At 40.9% G+C, this 19,520-nt stretch carries 11 protein-coding genes; 5 read left to right on the top strand and 6 right to left on the bottom strand.

From position 1 onward, the window contains the following. The first annotated feature begins 71 nt into the window (after positions 1 to 71). Positions 72 to 431, top strand: coding sequence for a DUF805 domain-containing protein (locus tag SNE_RS11110; protein ID WP_013944537.1), 360 nt, complete (start codon positions 72 to 74; stop codon positions 429 to 431). 2 nt (positions 432 to 433) lie between these two features. Then, complete coding sequence (locus SNE_RS11105) at positions 434 to 931, top strand: hemerythrin domain-containing protein (protein WP_013944536.1); 498 nt, start codon at positions 434 to 436, stop codon at positions 929 to 931. Between the two features lie 78 nt (positions 932 to 1,009). Here the strand turns inward: SNE_RS11105 and SNE_RS11100 are convergent, their stop codons facing one another. Together SNE_RS11100 and SNE_RS11095 are read right to left on the bottom strand one after the other, a co-directional pair. Next, on the bottom strand, positions 1,010 to 2,155 hold the full coding sequence (locus SNE_RS11100) for a hypothetical protein (RefSeq protein WP_231919509.1): 1,146 nt from the start codon (positions 2,153 to 2,155) through the stop codon (positions 1,010 to 1,012). A 232-nt stretch (positions 2,156 to 2,387) separates the two neighbouring features. Next, positions 2,388 to 3,590 (bottom strand): hypothetical protein, encoded by a 1,203-nt coding sequence (locus SNE_RS11095; RefSeq protein ID WP_013944534.1) that lies wholly within the window; start codon positions 3,588 to 3,590, stop codon positions 2,388 to 2,390. 211 nt (positions 3,591 to 3,801) lie between these two features. Here SNE_RS11095 and SNE_RS11090 point away from each other — a divergent pair, with 211 nt between their 5' ends. Further along, positions 3,802 to 4,602 (top strand): leucine-rich repeat domain-containing protein, encoded by an 801-nt coding sequence (locus SNE_RS11090; protein WP_013944533.1) that lies wholly within the window; start codon positions 3,802 to 3,804, stop codon positions 4,600 to 4,602. A gap of 53 nt (positions 4,603 to 4,655) precedes the next feature. On the opposite strand, the gene tsp is transcribed toward SNE_RS11090, so the two are convergent. Next, the gene (tsp, locus tag SNE_RS11085) at positions 4,656 to 6,632 is read right to left on the bottom strand and encodes a tail-specific protease Tsp (protein ID WP_013944532.1); all 1,977 of its coding nucleotides are present in this window, start codon (positions 6,630 to 6,632) and stop codon (positions 4,656 to 4,658) included. Positions 6,633 to 6,944: 312 nt separating this feature from the next. On the opposite strand from tsp, the gene SNE_RS11080 reads away from it, so the two are divergent. Continuing rightward, positions 6,945 to 7,394 carry a helix-turn-helix domain-containing protein gene (locus SNE_RS11080; RefSeq protein WP_013944531.1) on the top strand — a complete coding sequence of 150 codons (450 nt, stop codon included), beginning with the start codon at positions 6,945 to 6,947 and terminating at the stop codon, positions 7,392 to 7,394. A gap of 63 nt (positions 7,395 to 7,457) precedes the next feature. On the opposite strand, the gene SNE_RS11075 is transcribed toward SNE_RS11080, so the two are convergent. Genes SNE_RS11075 through SNE_RS11065 form a run of 3 tightly spaced genes read right to left on the bottom strand, consistent with a single transcriptional unit; the run spans position 7,458 to position 15,010 of the window. Next, complete coding sequence (locus SNE_RS11075) at positions 7,458 to 8,717, bottom strand: class I SAM-dependent RNA methyltransferase (protein ID WP_041419091.1); 1,260 nt, start codon at positions 8,715 to 8,717, stop codon at positions 7,458 to 7,460. Continuing rightward, positions 8,650 to 10,380, bottom strand: a complete 1,731-nt coding sequence (recJ, locus tag SNE_RS11070) for a single-stranded-DNA-specific exonuclease RecJ (RefSeq protein WP_013944529.1) — start codon at positions 10,378 to 10,380, stop codon at positions 8,650 to 8,652. The genes SNE_RS11075 and recJ overlap by 68 nt, the downstream gene beginning before the upstream one ends. A gap of 58 nt (positions 10,381 to 10,438) precedes the next feature. Continuing rightward, positions 10,439 to 15,010: a protein translocase subunit SecDF gene (locus tag SNE_RS11065; RefSeq protein ID WP_013944528.1), complete on the bottom strand. Its 4,572-nt coding sequence runs from the start codon at positions 15,008 to 15,010 to the stop codon at positions 10,439 to 10,441. Between the two features lie 337 nt (positions 15,011 to 15,347). On the opposite strand from SNE_RS11065, the gene SNE_RS11060 reads away from it, so the two are divergent. Beyond that, a complete protein-coding gene (locus SNE_RS11060) occupies positions 15,348 to 19,517 on the top strand; it encodes an RHS repeat domain-containing protein (protein ID WP_013944526.1) in 4,170 nt (1,389 codons plus the stop codon). The last annotated feature ends 3 nt before the right edge of the window (positions 19,518 to 19,520 follow it).

The raw sequence follows: 19,520 nt of genomic DNA, 5'->3' as shown, positions 1-19,520 counted from the left end.
AATGATTCCCTTAAAATCTCAGATGCGCGTGCATAGGTGTCATTTGGGTCTAAATCAATCGGAGGTTCGAAATGAAATATGTTTGGAGTTGCATTAGTAAAAATTGGGGAAATTTTCGAGGGCGCGCCCGTCGGAAAGAGTATTGGCTTTTTTTCTTAGCAATGATCATTGGTTCAATTGTCATTAACTTTTTAAGGATCTCGCCATTCACTCAAATGCTCTGCTCATTGCTCTATTTTTTTGTATTTATGATTCCCGGTTTAGCTGTGACAGTTCGAAGGCTTCATGATATTGGCAAAAGTGGTTGGAATATTTTATTTGCCTTAATCCCTCTAATTGGTCCTATTGTGCTTCTCGTTTTTTACTGTCGAAAAGGTCAAGAAGGTGAAAATCGTTATGGCCCAAGTCCGCTGTTAAGCTCTCAAATATAGTCATGGACAAGACACTAGCGTGCTTAATTGATGAAATCATTCAAGCACATCATGAATATCTGCGTCAGGAACTCCCTTCGATTTTAGAGCTATTAAACAAGATGGTGAAGTTAGAAGGGGAAAGACAACCAAAATGGAATGCTTTAAAAGCCGTTTTTATTCAGTTTTTTATCGAAACCAATACCCATCTGACTCAAGAGGAAAATTTACTGTTTCCGATGATTCGTAAAATAGAAGAGCCCATCTCAATTGTCGATTTGGGACAGGTTCAAGCGCTCGTTGCAATCTTAGAAAAAGAGCATGAAACATTAGATGCTTTAATGATAGAGATGGCCACTCTTACGAAAGAAATACGGGTTAACCAAACAGGTTCTTCTAATGCACAAATCATCTTTGACAAACTCCATCAATTGGAAATCGATATGGAGATTCATGCGCACAAGGAAGACCATGTGTTATTTCCACAAGCGCTATCGCGCAGCCGAAAATCTAACTTTTGAAGTCGTTTGAGTATAAATAAAGCCAGGCTGTCTTACCTGGCTTAAAATATCCTGTAATACAGACGTTTCTATTGCAACTTACAGGAATGCGCAAGGTAAACTTAATTTAGTATTTCCTTGTTGTTGTCTGGTGATGATCTCTTTCAGGCTGGTTTTAAGATCAACAAATACTTTTTGACTAGGCTCTGAACTATCAATCCTTGTCCAGCTGCCATCAGAGTTTTTTCTAAGAGCGCTAGCATGAATCGGCTGATATGTGCCAAGCATTGCGCGTGACTTTGTTGCAAGAAATTCATCATCTAATATGTGTCTTGTTCCAGCCACATGATTCACAAATTCAAGGCCTCTTTCTTCTGAATAAGAGAGATCTCCAACTTGGATAGCCGCAACACTTATTCGTAAAACTCCTTCAGATTCAAGTTCGCGTAGGTAATCAACAACCATCCCTAAATCAATTCCATATTCAATATCTAGGACTCCATCTAGGAGCTTTTTTGTAGACGCACGCGCTGATTCGCCATCAGCAGGGTCTTCTAAATGTGAATGGCAAAATTTAGCAGCTCTCTTTGCGATATATTCTGCAAGATCGTTTGGCTTAATAGCGCCATATCCCAGAAAGGCATTTGCAGCATGCATTTGGCAAAAAGAGTTTTTTTGCGCTTCGCAATAGTACTTCTCACCAGGGGGTTTAGGAGAGAGACTTTCTTCTGCAACACGAAGATCAACTTTGTTTCGGTCCAACGAGATTTTAGCTTCATCTCTGTTAAATTGGGCCACAAGAAAGTGAGCTTTGATCAAGCCAGGGTAGTCGGCTGAAGTTCCAGCGTCACCAAATGCTGGTGGCCTTCCAAAAAATGGTTCAACATCATCGATTTGTACCCACTGCTTGGCACTTACATCTAAGACTTCGATTGCTGTCACATCATCGCTAAGAGTATTGGGATTTTTCATAAAATAAAATGCATGTGTCTCTGGATCGGCAAAAAATAAATAAGGGCGCTGTACCATAAAGTACTTGAGCTCGACTCCATCTGTGTAATTTGCTGCTGCTGCTTCTTTTACCGTTCCACCTCCAGGGTAGCGACGACTATACGTCGGATCGTAATATTGTGAGATTTGAACAACAGATCGGCTGTCTAGCTTTCCAGCTTGCTCTAAGGCTCTATATCGAATTAAGACCCCCTTCTCGTCGTTGGAAAGCGATTCAAACGACTCTGTTTCCACAAAAGAGTTCAGAGAATCTATATTATTTTCTTTAAAACTTATACTAGTCATAAAAACACCTGTTCATCATATTATATCAGAACTTTTGTTTTATATAAAATTGCTACAATTAGACTGTTTGAGTTATTTTGATCAAATTAATAATCTAAATAAAACATTTTTTGAAATAAAAAAGCCAGATGACCTTATCTGGCTTTGATTATTTCGCGAATAAAATCGCTTCTATTCCGACTTACATAAAAGCGCAAGGCAGAGTTAATTTAGAGTTTCCGTTCTGCTGCTGAAGAACAGTTTTAATTAATTTAGTTCTGAGGTCTTTAGAGACTGCTTGCCCTGGGCTGAAGCTATCAACCTCAGTCCAGCTGTTATCTGTGTTTTTTCTGAGAGCTCTGGCATGTACAGGTATAAATGTGCCAAGGATTGAGCGTGATCTTGCCGCAAGAAATTCTTCATCTACTTGATGTCTTGTTTGTGTTTCATGATTTACAAACTCAAGACCATTTTCTTCTGTGTAAGCAAGCTCTCCAACTTCAATATTAGTAACACTGACTCCTTTTTTTAATTCGTCCTCCGATTCAAGATGACGCATGAAATCTACAACCATCCCTAGATCAACCCCATTCTCAATATCTAATAGGCCTTCAGCAGATTTAGTGTCTTGAGGTCCATAACCCATAGCGAGTCCTTCCACTTGATCATGACCAAATCCAGTCGCTCTCATCTTAACGTACTCTGCAATAGCGCTTGGTCTAATAGCTCCATACCCTAAAAAGGCATTTGCAGCATGGATTTGGCAATAGGAGTTCTTTTGCTCTTCGCAATAATATTTCTCTCCAGAATTTTTAGGCGTTAAACTTTCCTCTGCAACTTTATGCTCAATTTTGTCCTGTTCATATGCTACTTTGCCTGGGTCTTGGTTAAATTGAGTCACGAGGAAGTGAGCCTTGATTAAACCAGGGTAGTTAACAGAAGCATTAGGGTTTGATTCATCATCCGAAGTGTGTCCAAAAAGCTGCTTAAGATCATCGATGCGTACCCACTGTTTCGCGCTTACATCTAATACTTCTAATGCAGGAACTGAGGTAGAAAAAGTGTCTGGGTTTTTCATGAAGTAAAACTGGTGCGTATTTGGATCGGTGAAGAACAAATATGGGCGTCCTCCCACAAACATTGGGAGCTCAACCCCATCTGTGTAAAGGGTTTTTACTACACCTCCTACTGTTCCTCCACCCGAGTAATAACGATTTACTATTGATGGATCATCCACTCGTGAAATTTGCACAACAGTCCGTTCGTCTAAGGTCCCGCTTTCTTCTAACCCTGCATAGCGTGTTAAGATCTCTTTTTCCTCTGTGCTAAGAGATTTAAACTCTTCTGTTTGCATAAAAGAGTTTAAGCCTAAAAGATTATTTTGTGTGTAATTGATAGCGCTCATATTATTCCTTCTTTTTTTTGATTTCCCGTATAAAATTATATAAAATTGTTTAATTAAAATAAATTAATTAAATTAAATTTTTTAATTTTAATTTATTTCTTCCTGTTAATAATTAATGATTTAATGAAGTTTGAAGGGAGGGAAGGGGGCTAGTCTAAATAGAAGGGTTTTGGTATAATGTCTCATTAATGAGATTTTTGAAGGGTAATATATGGTTCTCTCTCTAGCTGAAAGCTCAAGTAGCACTCTTCCCTTAACTCGCTTAACCTCTGGTGATTGGGTAGTAAAAAATGCAAAAGTCACCGATGATGAGCTTGAGACTCTTGCTGGTAGATCTGACTTGATCATTAGAGCAGTAGATGCTCCTTTATCAAACATTTCAGCTACTGTATTGCAGCTTTTCCTAAGAACTCATGGATCTAATCTAGAAAGGTTTAACCTTCAAAACAACAAAAATATTGATTCTGAGACCTTTGCAAACCTTGCTCAAATGATGCCCCAACTTAAAACCCTATCTTTTCAATACCTTCATCAAGTGACAGATAAAGATCTTTTACGAGTTGTCGAATCTTGCAAAGAGCTAGAAGTTTTAAGAATTAGCGGAAATAACCAAATTTCAAAAAAAGCATTTCATGAGATCCTAGGTCTTGATAGGCACTTTTTAGAACTCTCTCTTGATCTAGCTGGTGGGTCAAAAAGTCTTCAAGATGTAGGTCATTTGGAAGTAAAGGCTCAAGTCGAAAAACTGCGATTATCAGGACTGTCTTTTGTGAGCAGTGATATGCCCTATATTCCTAAAATCAAAGAATTAAAAAATATGGAGCTCGTCTTGACGAGCGTCGATGCTGATGCTGTTGCAAGTCTCTCAGGCGGGCAATTTGCTATTACGGTCCAAGAGATGTCATCTAAAAAATTAGCTTCTTTTGAAGACTGTTTTCGAGCTAGAGACATTTCATTTGCTAGAGATGGGAAAAAAATCACGATTTATCAAGAGGCTTCTGGGGGCTCTTAAAACAGTGATTGCAGTTTCTTGCAAAACTTTATTTATCCTAGCTGAAAAAGGACCTAAGCAGCTGGAGCACTCTCAATTTTAGGGGCTTCTATCTTTTTATCTTGTTCTGAGAGTAAGACGAGATCTTTCATGATGTTCATTGTTTCTTCAAGTTGCAGATCATTTTGACCGTACTTTTCAACGGACTCTGCATCAAATTCTTCTTTTTTAATCTCTTTGAGAAAGTTTTGGTAGTTCTTGTTATTTTGAACCCGAATTTGAGAGTTAGATTTTAGGGTAGCCATGTAGGGTTCGTAGATTGTCATCCGCTCTTGTAGATCTTTTTTATAGTAGCGCATCATTTTTCCTCGATGGAAAGGGTGGATGTCTGAGAGACTGTCTTGGAAATTAGGTGAAATCTCATCATTTTCTAGAGGGAATTTTGCTTGAGCCTCTCCAATTTCAGCTTCAGTGAGGCCTCCAGGAACTTCAATATCAACTTTGGTTCCAGTCAGTTGAGGACTCTTCCCCGAGACAGTGTAGTAGAGGCCGCGAGTTACCTTGTACTCGCCTTGAGGATTCACTTTATTTGCATTCGACGAATCGAGTGTGAAAGTTTGATAGCTTCCTTTTCCCCAAGTAGATGGATCTCCTACGAGCACAGCTCTACCATAATCTTGGAGCGTTTGTGCAACGATTTCAGCTGCTGAAGCACTTCCCTTATTGGTGAGAACAAGAAGAGGGCCATCCCAAGTAAGGTCGGATTCAAAATTACGCAAGTGCTGGATGTTCCCATTGCTATCTTTGATTGAAACGACGATTCCCTTTTTAATGAAAAGACCTGTAACAGCAACAGCCTGGGGCAAGATTCCGCCTGCATTGTTGCGGAGGTCTAGGACAACTCCTTTTAAATTATATTTCTCTTTCATTTCCTCCATTGCCTTTTTTAAGTCGGCTGCTGAAGAATAATTGGGATCTTGATAGAACGAAAAGAGGCGAATGTGTCCGATCACTCCGTCTCCATAGGGCACGGTTTCAGACTCAAAACGGGTCTCCTTAAGGACGATTTCATCTCGAATGATTTCAATGTCGAGTTTTTCAGTTTTTTTCGGGGTTTCTTCCCCGAATTCGCGTAAAATGGTCAAAGTGACAGCGGTTCCCTTAGGACCACGAATCAATTCAACAGCTTCAACGATATCCATCCCCACCACAGGTTCGTGGTTAACGGCGATCACCCTGTCGTTTACTTTGAGTTTGCCTTCTCTTGTAGCAGGGCCTCCTTCAATCAATCGAACCAGGGTGAATCCATTCAAGTCGTCGCGTAGTTGAGCACCAATCCCAAAGAGGCGTTGTTGGACCTGGATCATGAACTGATTGGCTTCCGTCGGAGTGAAATAAACTGTGTGATTATCGAGAGCAGAAGTGAAGGCCTTGAGAAAACAGGCGAGTTGCTGTTTATGACGATCTTGGAGGTTATCTTGTAGCACTTCCTGCTCTCTAGAAATGCGCCTCTTATTGACCCGCTGAATAAATTGGTCTTTTGTCTCAAAGTCCAGCTTTTCTGCGGTCTCAAGCTGGAGCGCTCTGAGCTTCAGTAGACGCTCTTTGAGTTCGGCTTCAGTTGAGGCCCACTTGAGATCTTTAAACTCATTAACGCTTGTTTGTGGGAGCTGCTGATCGGCAATTTCAGCCTCTAAGCGATTTCGTCTCTCGATCGCTTTCACCATGGTTTCGTAAATTTCATCGAATATAACGAAATCTTCTTTGCGGTAATTGCTAACTAACTGATTCAAAAGCTCTTCCGATGGGTTATTCCATTTAACCACCTCAGATTCAAGCAGATAGGTTTTTGTGGCGTCTAGTTCTTCCAAATAATTCTGCAAAATCCTTTGCGCAAGCTCAGGACTTAGTTTTTTGTAGGTGACGTGGGCCTTGAAGATTTCTTCAGATTTTTTTCTAGTCAGATGAGGGGTCAATTCGGGCGGCTTTGCTTCAACAAAGCAGATAAAAAATAATAGTAAGATGCTAAATATTAAAGGCTTAATTTTCATGTGCGGCAACCTCGTCCTACCTTGTGTATCTTATAGCATATCAAGGGTTTATCTTCACCATAATCAAAATTTTAATCGTCAAAACATATAGATATTACTTTATAACCCCATGTAAATCAAAAATTTTCGGAAAAGTAAAGGAAATAGATTGATTTCAATTCAATTTTTTGTAATAATTAGATGTCTATAAGGCTTAAAATATAAACAAAAACATAAAAAAGTGACGATTCCAACGCGTAATCCCCTGTTAATAGCACTATAATGCGTGTCACTTTTGTACAGGTTTTTTTGGATTGAGGAGGATATAATCCGATGGATATGGACAATAGACAGGACTCTCATGCCTACGCGCAAGAGACTCCAAAAAAAGTTGTTTCTATTACAGAAGCAGCACGCATAAATGGCGTCACACGACAAGCAATCTATGTTGCGATTAAGCAAAAAAAGCTGAGAGCACAAAAAGATGCCACTCGTTGGACGATCAAATTAGATGATCTAGAAGAATACAGACGCAATAAGTATTCGCGAGCGAAGTCGACTTTTGACGGAGAGCTACTTTTTGATAACAATAAGGGCTACTACTCAGTCAATCAAGTTGCAAAGATTCTAGGCGTACCAGCGCAAAAGATCTACTACGCAACGCGAATTGGCATGCTGAAAGCCTCGAGAAAGGGCGCAGCGTGGGTCATTCACTCTGAAGATGTGAAAGAATATCGAGAAAAGTACCTGAGCAAGCGAAGCTCTAGTACAGAAGCGATGTAAGACCCGTCTATTCAGCCAGATTTTGAGAGAGAGGTGAACCTATAAAGGGTCGTTTTTGCATTTTTATTTAAAATTATTTCTTGTTATTTTGACTAATGTTTCCAAATGAGTTGTTTGAGGAAATAGGTCAAAACCTAATATTTTTTCTCGTTTATAACCGATCAAATCATTCAAATCCCGTTTAAGAGTCGTAGGCATACAGGAAATGTAGAGGATTTCCGTAGGTTGCAGGCGCAACAGGCCGTCCCTTACTGACTTTGAAAGTCCGGTCTTAGGAGGATTCACAATGACCAAATCAACAGGCCTTGCTGTTTTTAAAATTTCTTCGACTCGTCCAAGTTTAAATTGGACTCCTAGAATTCCACTTTGATTTTGATTTTCTTGAGCGCATCTAATCGCAGCAGCGCTTTCTTCTACTCCGATTACAGAGCCGCCCGCTCGAGAAAGGAGAAGAGATGTGATCCCTACTCCTGAATAGAGGTCTAAGATAGATTTTCCTTCTGGCCTTGCCCAGTCGACAAGTGTTTCATATAGGCGGGGAGTCAAAAAAGGGTTGTTTTGCATGAATCCGTATGGAGAAAATGACACAGGAAGGCCGCAGATAATATTGGAAATTGTTGTCTTGCCAAAGTGTTCTTCTCCAGACGGGCTTTTCATTGAAATACCTTGAAGAGGAAGGGCTTCCATCAGAGTTTTCACAAAATGTCGTCTTGCTTTAGGCAGCCTTTTTGGAAAGGAAAAGGCCAATACAAAATGAGAGGGGGTTGCTTTGAAAACCCGAAATGACCCACTTTCACTTAGGTTTTGGAGGTGTTGACGTAAGATGCGAAAAAAATCATGCTCAATCGGGAGGAAAAGAGAGCAAGAGTCAATCTCGATAAGACCATTGTTTTTAAAGCCGAAAGACCCATTCTCTAAATTGAGGCGGATATGAGAGCGGTAGTGCCAAACTTCAGGTGAAGGAACGAGTGGTGGAACAGGCCCAAAAGCATCTTCTAAAAAGGTCCGTTTTGCTTCGAGTTGTCCTTCGGGAGTCAGATGTTGCAATTGGCAGCCACCACATTGAGAGTAGTAAGGGCAACGAGGAGAAGTCCGCTGAGGGCCACTTTGAATCAGTCGATGAAGCTTGGCAAACTTGTAGTTTTTTTTCTCTTGAGTGATGGTGACTTCAACGAGATCGCCCGGAGCTGTATAGGGAACAAAGATGATAAAGCCTTGATCCCTAGAAAGACCTGCTCCGCCGAAAACAAGTTTTTCAATCTTTGATTTTAAAATCTTTGATGAGGAGTTGGATGCTTGATTTGTTGAGGAAGACATTGACATGTGGGGTGAAAGCAATTTGAAGTTTGAGATTTTTTTTACAGAGTCTGGAACGAGCTTCGCTGAGGCCAAAACCGATTCCTTCTAAGATCCGCTCGTTTTGCTCGAGATAGAGCTTGAGGTGAGTTTTCCCGACAATTTTGGGAGGCCAAGCTTGAGTAACGTCAGAATAGAGTATGGGAGGAGGATTAGCTGTTCCATAGGGTTCCAATAATTGGAGTGAATCGAGAAAATCGAAGGTTAAGTCTTCAAACTGCACCCGCGCATCGAGATGTAATTTTGGGATAATGTCTTCTTGGTTCAGGGCTTGATTAGCCATTTCGATGAAGACATTTTTAAATTTAACAATGTTTTCTTCTAGGATAATGAGCCCTGCTGCATAATCATGCCCTCCAAAATTGACCAGCAAGTTTCGGTGTTTTCGTAAGGAGGAAAGAAGGGGGAATTCAGGGATTGTTCGAATAGACCCTTTTCCGATGCCTTGGTCAACTGCAATGATAAGGGTAGGACGATTGTATTGCTTGGAGACTCGAGCTGCAATAATAGGAATGATGCCTGGATGCCATTTGTCTGAATGGAGAACAATTGCATTATTTTTTAACGCTTGTGGATGGTCGAGGAGATAGTGTTCAATGTCATCAGAATCGCGCCGTTCAATCCGTTGTCTTTCTGTGTTATTGTCATCAAGTTCTTTTGCCAAAGTAGTTGCGGTTTCCGAGTCGTGCATCAAGAGGAGCTCGACCCCTTTTTGTGGATCGGCAATTCGCCCTAAACTATTTAAGCGCGGAGCAATTTTTGAAGCGATGTCTGCTGTTGTGATGGTACTGGCCTTGACTTCACAGATTTCCATCAATTTGAGAAGACCGATGCGTTTCGTTTGGGCAAATTGTCGTAGTCCATAGCGGACAAGAATCCGATTTTCTCCAATGAGCGCCCCCATATCTGCAATAGTACCAAGAGCTACTAAGTCGAGAAAACGTTTTAAGTCAATTTTATTGGGACTGATTTTTCCTGTAGAAACTAGGTGGTTTGTCAAAGCATGAGCAAGCTTGAATGCAACTCCAACACCTGTAAGATCTCTGTTTGGATAAGTACTGTTAATCAGTTTGGGATTGAGTGTCGCGATGCAATTGGGAATTTTAGCTGTTGGTTCATGATGATCTGAAATGATGACATCGATGTGGTTACGAAAGTACTCGTCGATTTCATCTGCAGCCGTAATCCCACAGTCAACTGTGATGAAAAGTTTGCATTTGCTTTCAAGAGCGAACTGCAGCGCATCGGTGATCATTGTGGGGCTAGAAGTCGTTCGATTGGGAACATAATAAAGAGTGTGGCCTCCGATCTTACGCAGGAATTCGACAAGAAGCGTAGTTCCTGTAATTCCATCCACATCATTATCACCATAAACGATGATTGTTTCTTTTTTCGTAACCGCTTGAACGATCCGTTCGACTGCAATATTCATGTCTTGAAACTGATCAGGAGCGATTAAATTGGGAAGTTTGGCGTAGAGATAGTTATAAATTTCCTCGAAAGTCGAAAAGCCTCTGGAAACAAGAACCTGAGCAGTCACTGGATGGATGTTGAATTCTTTGACGATCGAATCACACCATTCAGGTGAGTAATCAGGATAGACCCAAAGAGGTTGTTCTTCTTCTTTCAAAAGTGGTTCCCGGATTATGACCTATTTTTAGAGTATTTAACATTGTTTTAAGCTGCATCTATTTTTCGTTCAATGCTAACTTTTCGCTTTTTTTCTGTTCCATTCTGTGAAAAAAAAGTAGGAGTGGTGCCGCAATATAGAGGGAAGAAAGAGTTCCAAAAACGACCCCAATGACCATCACAAGTGAAAGTCCAAAAATAGTGCTTCCACCTAAGAAAAGGAGGGCTAATAAGACCACCAATGTGGTTCCTGAAGTCATGATTGTACGACTTAAGGTGACATTGAGGGCATGATTGATGACATCTTTGAAAGAATGCTTGCGCATCACTTTAAGGTCTTCTCGGATACGGTCAAAAATAATGATCGTGTCATTTAAAGAGTATCCGATGATGGTCATCAATGCGGCGATGGTGTTTAAATCGATTTGAACGGGAACGCCAATTGTATGCAAGATTGTAAGAAGAGCAAGAGTGATCACAACATCAATAGCAAGTCCTAGAGTCGCACTGATTGCATATTTAAACTCAAAGCGGAATGTGATGTATAAAAGGATGCAAACGAGGGCTAGTGTAAGACCGATAAGGGCGTTATTGCGCATTGCATTTGACATTTGACCGCTGATGCTAGTCCAGCTGCTGTCGAGTTGCTTGAGAGACACAGGGGTCACTTCAAGCCCACCTTTTATCAATGCTCCCACAACCCACACGAGACGCGGGTTATTCTCATATGCGTAAGCAACATCTTTTTGATCGGTTTCAAAAGGAAGGTACTCGAAAGGCTTACCACTTTGATCAAGGCTATTGCTAAGCAAAATTTTAAGGTGATTTGAAGGAGAGAGCTCGCGTACTTGGAAGTCTCTTGGAGAAAGACCTGCTTTTACAAGTGCAGCTTCTACATCGAAGCGGTAATTTGTATCAGCTTTAGGCTCGACTTCAAGAGAAAGGGCATATCCCCCAGTGAAGTCCATTCCAAGCATTGTGTTTTTCTGTGAAACAAATAAGTAAGCTCCAACGAGGGCAATAATCAATGAAAAACTAAAGCCCCACTTTCCATACTTTAGAAAATTGACAGAGGTTTTCTTAATCAAACTTGCCATTTTTAAAGCTTGATTTTTCGGATTTTTAACCCATCCTGCAAAGAAGTATCGTGTCATGAAAAGTGCAGAAAACATCGACGAAACAATTCCGATAATCAAGGTGATCGCAAAACCTTTGATGGGTCCTGAATCAAAATGGAGTAAAATGAGGGCTGCAATGATAGTTGTGACGTTCGAATCTAAGATGGCTGAAAAAGCTTTTCTATATCCTGTGTGAACAGCTGATGCAATGCGGTTAGATGCAGCAAACTCTTCGCGGATTCTTTCGAATACGAGGACGTTGGCATCAACAGCCATACCAACTGTCAAAATAATTCCAGCAATTCCGGCAAGGGTGACAGTTGCTTGAATGTTTTGAAGAGTGGCCCACATGATGAGGAGGTTAAACAAGACAGCAACTGAGGCCACAACCCCGGCAAATCTGTAGTAGCCAACCATCATTAAGATCACAAGGACTAAAGCGACAATCGTTGCGATGATTCCCATCGCACGGTCTTTTAATCCAAGTTCAGGACTGACGTTCTTTTCCGAAAGAATGTGGGGTGCAAAGCTTAAGGAACCAGCTTTTAAGTCGGCTTCCAAGCGATTTGCTTCGCGCTGTGTAAAGCTTCCTGTAATAGAAACGTGATCGCGAAGTCCAGACTCAATTGCAGGTGCACTGATCACCGATCCATTGAGAATAACCGCCATGCGCCATCCCCGTCCGTTTGAGATATTTCCAAGAGCTGTCCCTGAAATTTTTTCTTTCGAAAAAGCTGATGTCCAATTGTATAAGTCATTACGTGGGTTAGTCTTTTGTCCATCTACGAGAGTTTGCGATGACTTCACATTAAATGTTAGGAAGTTTCCTTGTGAGGGGTCATAGGCAGCGCGGACGTCGATAAGGTTAGAGCCTTCTAGAGCGTAGTTATTCATCACAATCAAGAGGGGATGAGTTTGTCCATGCCATTCAGAGAAACTGTCTCCACGATAGATAGCAATTTTACAAAGAGAGTCATTGAACCCACTCGATTGTTTAGTGTCTCCAGGATATCCTAGGCGTAAGCCTTGATCGTAGAGTGTTTTTGCCGACTCGTTCACAGGTTGAACTGACTCGGTATCCATGGTGTCGCCGAAAAGGTGTTTCCAGGCAATCATGTTGATACTGTCAATATCTTTGCGATTTGTCACAACTGCTTCGTTCCACACGTCTTGAAGGAATTGGTTCACAGATGTACGGAGCTCTCGATTTTCTGTTGAGAACTTTTCATTTACAACGTGAAAGAACATCGAAGAGGCTTTGACTAAGTCTGCAGCTGAGAGTCCTTGCGCACTTGGGAAGTCAAGGGTGATATGATTTCCTTCTTGACGGATAGAAACTTCGGACACACCCATTTTATTGACGCGGTTGTAAAGTTCGTTAATGCCTTGCTTGATGTCATCTTCATTTGTAACGACACGGTTATTTGCATCGCGGAGTTCAATTTGAACGGTCTTTCCACCTGATAGGTCGAGTCCCCAATGAAGAATTTTTCGTTCATCTCCGCGGAAATACTTGCGGAAGCTGAGCGCGAGATTGCTGAAAAGAGGATTCTTTGTTGGAGCAGGAACATCGTATTTTGCTTCAAGTTGGGATTTAACTTGGGCTGCTTGGTACTCATCTCTCCACTTTAGAAGATCTTCATGCATTTGGGTTTCGATCCGATTCAAAGCATAAATGCGTTGTTCAACATTGGTGAATTCCAATGTTGCGAACCGTCTTGTTCCATGCACGTTGAAGTCTTCTCTCGTTGCCATCAAGATGGTTTGATAGAAGTCTTCAGCTTCGAAGATGAAATCTTTTGCAAATGACGCACTTAAAGGATAAGTTGTGCCTGGGTATCCATAAAAGCCGCTTTGATGGAGTAGGATGCGAAGTTTTTCGAAATCTTCCATGAAAGCTTTTGCTTGAGGCGAATTCGGATTTGTTTGCAGTTTAGTAATGATATCTTGCACTCCTTTCGCAATGACATACACAGAGTTTGTGCGGAAGCCAGTCTGTGGAGCATTTTGATCTGCTGCAGGAGCGTAAATGACGAGGCCTAATTTCTTTTGGTGTGTCGGAAGTTTTTCATATGTTGCAAAATCCCAAATGGGGAAAACTTCGCTTCGAAGGTCGGGATAGGTGGGGTGCCATTGGGACGAAATTAAGTTTTTCATCTGCTTTGCTTGGGTTTCAGCAAGTGAGCCGATATCCATCACAAGAAAGCTTTGGCTGTTTGTTAAGGTGTTGAGATCAATTTGGAAAGCATTGCGGTAAGGTGATAGTTGTTCTCCGGATTCACGGCTAATGCGTGCGACTTCATTGTAAATCAGTTGGTCGAGTTGGTCGCGGGCATGAGATTTTCCTTTTTCTCGCTCGAGTTGCTTGCGAAGTGCTTGAATGTCTCCATGGAGATCGAGGAGAATTTTTTCACTGTTCCAATCAATTGTAAGATTTTTAATGAGCGGGTTATGGTCTCCAACATGGATCGTTTGGACTGGATGTTCGGAGCTCACGCCTGCATAGGTTGATCCAATGAGCTTAATGAGAGATGGGTAAGACCAAGGGGCAGCTCCTTGACTAAATGCCCCGCTTTGACGGCGCAGAATCTGGGTTGCTGCGAAAAACTGGTCTTCTTTTGAGCGTAGGTAGTCGAGTTTTTGTTGTTCAGTTGTTTCTAGAAAGCCTCCTTTATCACGCAGGCTCTTTTCTTTGTCTTGAAGACTGATCCGCTCAAGTTTAATCTTGTCTAGTTCGCTTTCAAAAGCTTTTGTTAGTGTGGCAATTGTATCAGAACGGTTAGACACTTTGCCTTGGGTAAATGTCGCAAAATACCGTTTTGCAATGGGGGAATTTTCACCAAAAATTTTTGAATAGGTGAGAATGTTTTGCGATAAAATTTGAAGAAACTCTTCAGAGCGAGGGTTCCCCATGTGGTGCAAGATGGTTTCCACATAAGCAGCATTTTCGGTTGTTCCTCCAATTGATAAACCTAATTGCAGTAGGCGATCGTCAATCAATTCGTGGTATGCTGGGGTGATTTCTCCTTTTTCATCTTTCTTTTCAACAAATTTGAAATCAGCTTTTAAGTTATTAATATCAAATTGAATGGGGATATTGCGCTTCAGAGTCACTTCTGTTGCTAATGCTTCTTGGCTTCCTTCTGTTAAAGCCAGTTGAGCAGGAACAAAAGGAATCAAGGATCCAGCACGCGGAAGATGATTTTTAAAGGTGGTCGCATCTTTTTCAGAATCAAACTCTAGATGAATAAGTTCGGGATTTTTCTCGTCAATCTTGATTGACTTGGCTTTCGTTTTCAAGAGCTTGTTGTAAGATTTTAACCAGCTGATCGCTTCAGGCTCAAGTTGGTTAACACGAGAAGCAGCTTGATAAGCGACTTCGTAAGCTTTTTTTTCTCCAATCGGCTCGTTGAGTGGTTTAGAGTAAAAGAGGACTGTTGGGAGAATGTTATAGATTGTCAAAAAAATGACAACCGTGATCAAAATAAATTGCCAGCGCTTGCGTTTTTCCATTTTTATCTATCCTTAATTTAAAAAAAGAGCATACGCGCTCTGAATGATTCTGTCCAGCAGAATTCATCTCTTTAGCCTGTCATCAATTACACTGCGACATCTTAGGCTTTCCCATGAAAAATTTTGTCTTTGTTCTACTTCGATACCTCATAGCCTGTATCGGAAGCCAAAGACTCTTCTCATTAGAAGGTCTTCTTCAGCTTGTTTTAATTGATGACACGCCTTAGATAGTATATAATCTTTTTTATAACTTCACCTGTGCTCTGTATATAAGTGCTTTTCAAAAAAATTGTTTTAAATTAGCATGCTACTTTTTTTTCGCGTGGGGTAAAAGCACATGCTAAAAAAGATTCTCGTTTTCTTACTTCCGCTAGCTGCACTTTTTCCTGATGCTGATATGATGTCAGACTTTGCCGGTGACCCATTGGCAATTGTTGAAAGCTCTGTCAATGTTATTACTGGAGACTTTGTTGTTCGTCGCGATGACCTTATTGTTAAAGGCCATGAACCCATTTGCATTCCACTAAATTACTCTCCAAAGAATGTGAAGCATACGATAGGAAGATATGGCGGATGGGATTTTGCAGAAAACTATTTAACTATTCACCTCGACTATACGGATACGTTTAGAGTTTATGAAAAATCAGGTCTTTGTCTCGAATATTTTTACAATTTAGATTGCGTCAATAGAAATTCTGCTAAACCTTTCACCTTAAATCAAGACTTTGCGGGATGGGCAAACACTTTTTTAAAAGATATTAGTGCTAGGAATAACCCTATGAATAACGTGGTTTATTCTAAACCACAAAAACCACAGAGAATTATTATTGAATGTCCTGATGGATCAAAGCGATACTATTGGACAGATACATCTCATCAGACTCTTAAAAAATGTGGAATTAATAGATCTGCTCCAATTGAATTTAGACTTCAAAAGGAAAAACTTCCTAACGGCAATAAGATTTTCTATCACTGGAAAAAATTAGGTGGAGAACGGTGGCGGGTCAAGAGAATTGAATCACAATCTCTAGATGGGAGTGTTTATGCTTGGGTAAGTATTAGATATGAGCCGGAACATGACAAACATCGGAAAGGAATAGAGTTTGTCACAAGTGATGGTCGGTCTATAAAATATCAGTTTGATTCTGACTATAACTTGCGCGGAAAGCGTATTTCTCTTTTAAAAAATGTAAATTATAGCTTCAAGCCTTCTATTAAATATCACTATTACCAAAGTAAAAAAAGCGAAATCTATCCCGAGTGGATCGAGAGTCCCGATATGAGGCGAATGCATATCCGCTACTATGAAAAAGGTTATAATGGTGACTCCGGTGTTGCTCTTGAACATAAAGATCCAGTAAAGGATGCGCGTTATGCTCGAGTAGAAGCTCTCTATCAACCCTTGTTTCAGACGGAGAAGGTCTATCGTTCCCATCTATTTCGTTATTCCCCTGGAAAATATGGAAAAGGTGAAGGAAGTACCGATGTGTTTGATGCGCAGATGAATTTAACCCGATACGATTATAACCATAATTTTTTAATGAAGTTCATTCTAAGGTACTTTGATGAAAATAAGTTATTTTCCAAAGAGGTGTTTAATTGGACAGAAAATAATTGGCTTCAAACAAGGGCCCTTGTGGGAGAAGATAACATTCCTCTATATGCTGTCAAGTATGGTTATGATCAGTATGGCAATATTCAACGTGAATGTCACTATGGGAACTTGACAGGTACAAAAGATCCTCATTGCCTCATCCTAGAGGGAACAAAGATTGAGTGTTATACAGGTGATGAGTTTATCATCTCCCGTTCCTATAACGATCAACACTTGTTAATCCAAGAGACATTTCCAAATGGAAAAGTCATTAACTATCGGTATCTCAAAGATACCAACCTTCTTTGTGCAAAAATTGAAAAAGACACCAAACACAATCATCAGAGACGGACATTTTATTTTTACAATAACTCGATACTAACAGGAGAAGTTGTTGATAATGGTCATGAAGAATGCTGGGATCAACTTGGGGATGTTACAGAGCGTCTGATCAAGTCTATTCAGCCTAATCTCCATAAGTTCATGTACGGCATGCCGTATGTCATTGAAGAAAAATACAAAGACAAACAGTCTGGTGAAGAGGTTTTGCTCAGTAAGCAAGTCATTCACTACGATACTGATCAGTACGGCAACGCCTCGCGAATAGATCATTATGATGCCCATGGTGAGTTTCTTTACACCTTGAATTTTACTTATGATGGCAGAGATCGATTGGCCTCTCAAACTGATCCGGTCGGACGGAAGCGCACCTTCGAATATGATGCAAATCATAACCCCACTTTAGGTCATGACCCCAATGAAAATTTCACTCTGACTCAAAAATATGATTACATGAACCGTCCCATCCTAACTGAACAAAAAACTCCAGAAGGGGCAACGCGGCATGTCATCAATCGGTACAATGCATTAGGACATAAAGTTGAAGAAGAAGATTTCAGAGGGATTATCATAAAGCAAGACTATAACCCTTTTGGATATCCCATTCAGACGATCTTTCCTGATATGATGACAGATCAGGGTAAAAAGTCACCTGTGATCAGGCGCACATTCAATGCTATGGGTAAACCGCTAACAGAGACTGATCCTGAAGGTCATACAACGCAAACATGGTATACTGCTCGAGGCAAACCCTACCGCATTTTGCACCCAGATGGATCGGAGGAATTTTTTACCTACGACGCTTCAGGTTACAACATTACCAGCCATACCTCTGCTGAGAGAGTGTGTACTACTTGGGACTATGATGCATTTGATCGAATGACGGAAAAAAAGATCTTTTCCCTTGAGGGGAACCTACTCATGCAAGAGGCTTTTACCTATGATGCATTCAATCTGCTATCGAAAACAGATCCTGATGGAGTCGTAACGATCTATGAGTATGATGGTGCAGGGCGTAAGATACGAGAAGAAACTTTGGGAAGGGTAACGGCTTATGAGTATGATTCTCGAGGGCACTTGCATCGTGTGATCCGAAATGAAGAGCAGGTACTCGTGAAGGAATACGATCTTTTAGACCGTGTTACAGAAGAGCGACACGAAGACAAAGATGGTCTCATCTACAGCGTTACAACCTATACATATGACGACTTTAGCAATACAATTGCCCTGACAAAGGAAGTGCAAGTTGGGGAAAGCATTGAGCGTCTTTTTTATGACCCTTTTAGACGACTCATCAAGGGTATTGATCCCATGGGCCATACTACCACAATCGATTATGACGACTATTATAAAAATGAACTGGGTCAAAAAGTTCTTCGCAAAATCACAACTGATCCCATGGGAAGAAAAACCCTTGAGACATTTGATGTCTTTGGGAATCTTGTCTCTTTAGAAAAACAAAATGCCTCAGGCAAAACACTTGTTCATGAAGCTTTTTTTTATAACCTCAATCAAAAAAAGACCAAGCAGGTCAGCACTCTTTTTGATCCTGATAAAACAATTATTAAAACATGGGATTACGACTCTCGCTCGCGCCTTATTGAGTTACGCGAAGCCGTCGGCGAACCCATCGAAAAAGTGACCCATTATACATACACCTTAGACGGGCATCTTGAGACTATCACCAAGCCCGATGGTAAAACGATCACCTATACTTACGATGGATTGGGTCGACAAACCTCCATTCATACATCAGATGGCAGCTGTCATTACACTCTAAAATACGATCAAATGGGGTATGTGCTTGAGTCTCATGATCTCATCCATGGCAAAGTGACCAAGCGCACATACAGCCATTTTGGAGAACTTCTCTCTGAAACCCAAGCCAACCATCAAAGTCTTGAAAATACCTATGACTCTCTTGGGCGTAGAACTGCTATGAGTTTTGCCAATGGCTCTAAAGTTCTCTATGATTACACCCCTTATCACATGGAAAAAGTGGAGCGCATTTCCAGCAGTGGAACCTCTCTTTATACCCACTATTACACAGAATATGACCGGAGCTTCAACCTAACTGAAGAAAGGCTCCTTTCTAAGGAACCTCTCTACCATACAGTCGACCTTCTCAGCCGCCGCATTGAGTCCGATTCTCCCTATTCAAATGAGCGGATTACCTATATCGATTCCTGTGGCAATGTCCGAGGTTACAAACGAACGCTAGATAAAGCGATTGAAACATCCACATTTGAGTACGATGACCTGAATCAACTCGTTCAAGAATATGGGCTTTACAACCACAACTATGCCTGTGATGCGCATCACAATCGTTTACAAAAAGACGACTCCACCTACAGTGTGAACCCCCTGCACGAACTTGAGGCCACATCTGAAGGAACTTATGAGCACGATCTCAATGGAAACCGTATTTCTTCCTCAAAAAATCAGTCCCAATACGCTTATGATGGCCTCGACCGTCTCGTGCAAATGCGAAGTGGAGACTTAGCGATTCGTTTTTCATATGACTCGGACTGTGTTGAAAAAATCAGAAGAGAAGTCTTGATAAAAATTTCTTAAAAA

This window comes from Simkania negevensis Z (genome assembly GCF_000237205.1).
Classification (GTDB): Bacteria; Chlamydiota; Chlamydiia; order Chlamydiales; family Simkaniaceae; genus Simkania; species Simkania negevensis.
Note: the sequence above shows the minus strand (reverse complement) of the source record. Positions and strands in the feature narration are given on the sequence as shown.

Excerpts from the sequence above, each read along its gene's own strand:
- SNE_RS11105 (WP_013944536.1), top strand. The coding sequence starts at position 434 with ATGGACAAGACACTAGCGTGCTTAATTGATGAAATCATTCAAGCACAT.
- tsp (WP_013944532.1), bottom strand. The coding sequence starts at position 6,632 with ATGAAAATTAAGCCTTTAATATTTAGCATCTTACTATTATTTTTTATC.
- SNE_RS11065 (WP_013944528.1), bottom strand. The coding sequence starts at position 15,010 with ATGGAAAAACGCAAGCGCTGGCAATTTATTTTGATCACGGTTGTCATT.
- SNE_RS11060 (WP_013944526.1), top strand. The coding sequence starts at position 15,348 with ATGCTAAAAAAGATTCTCGTTTTCTTACTTCCGCTAGCTGCACTTTTT.
- SNE_RS11110 (WP_013944537.1), top strand. The coding sequence starts at position 72 with ATGAAATATGTTTGGAGTTGCATTAGTAAAAATTGGGGAAATTTTCGA.
- SNE_RS11090 (WP_013944533.1), top strand. The coding sequence starts at position 3,802 with ATGGTTCTCTCTCTAGCTGAAAGCTCAAGTAGCACTCTTCCCTTAACT.
- SNE_RS11095 (WP_013944534.1), bottom strand. The coding sequence starts at position 3,590 with ATGAGCGCTATCAATTACACACAAAATAATCTTTTAGGCTTAAACTCT.
- SNE_RS11075 (WP_041419091.1), bottom strand. The coding sequence starts at position 8,717 with ATGTCAATGTCTTCCTCAACAAATCAAGCATCCAACTCCTCATCAAAG.
- SNE_RS11080 (WP_013944531.1), top strand. The coding sequence starts at position 6,945 with ATGGATATGGACAATAGACAGGACTCTCATGCCTACGCGCAAGAGACT.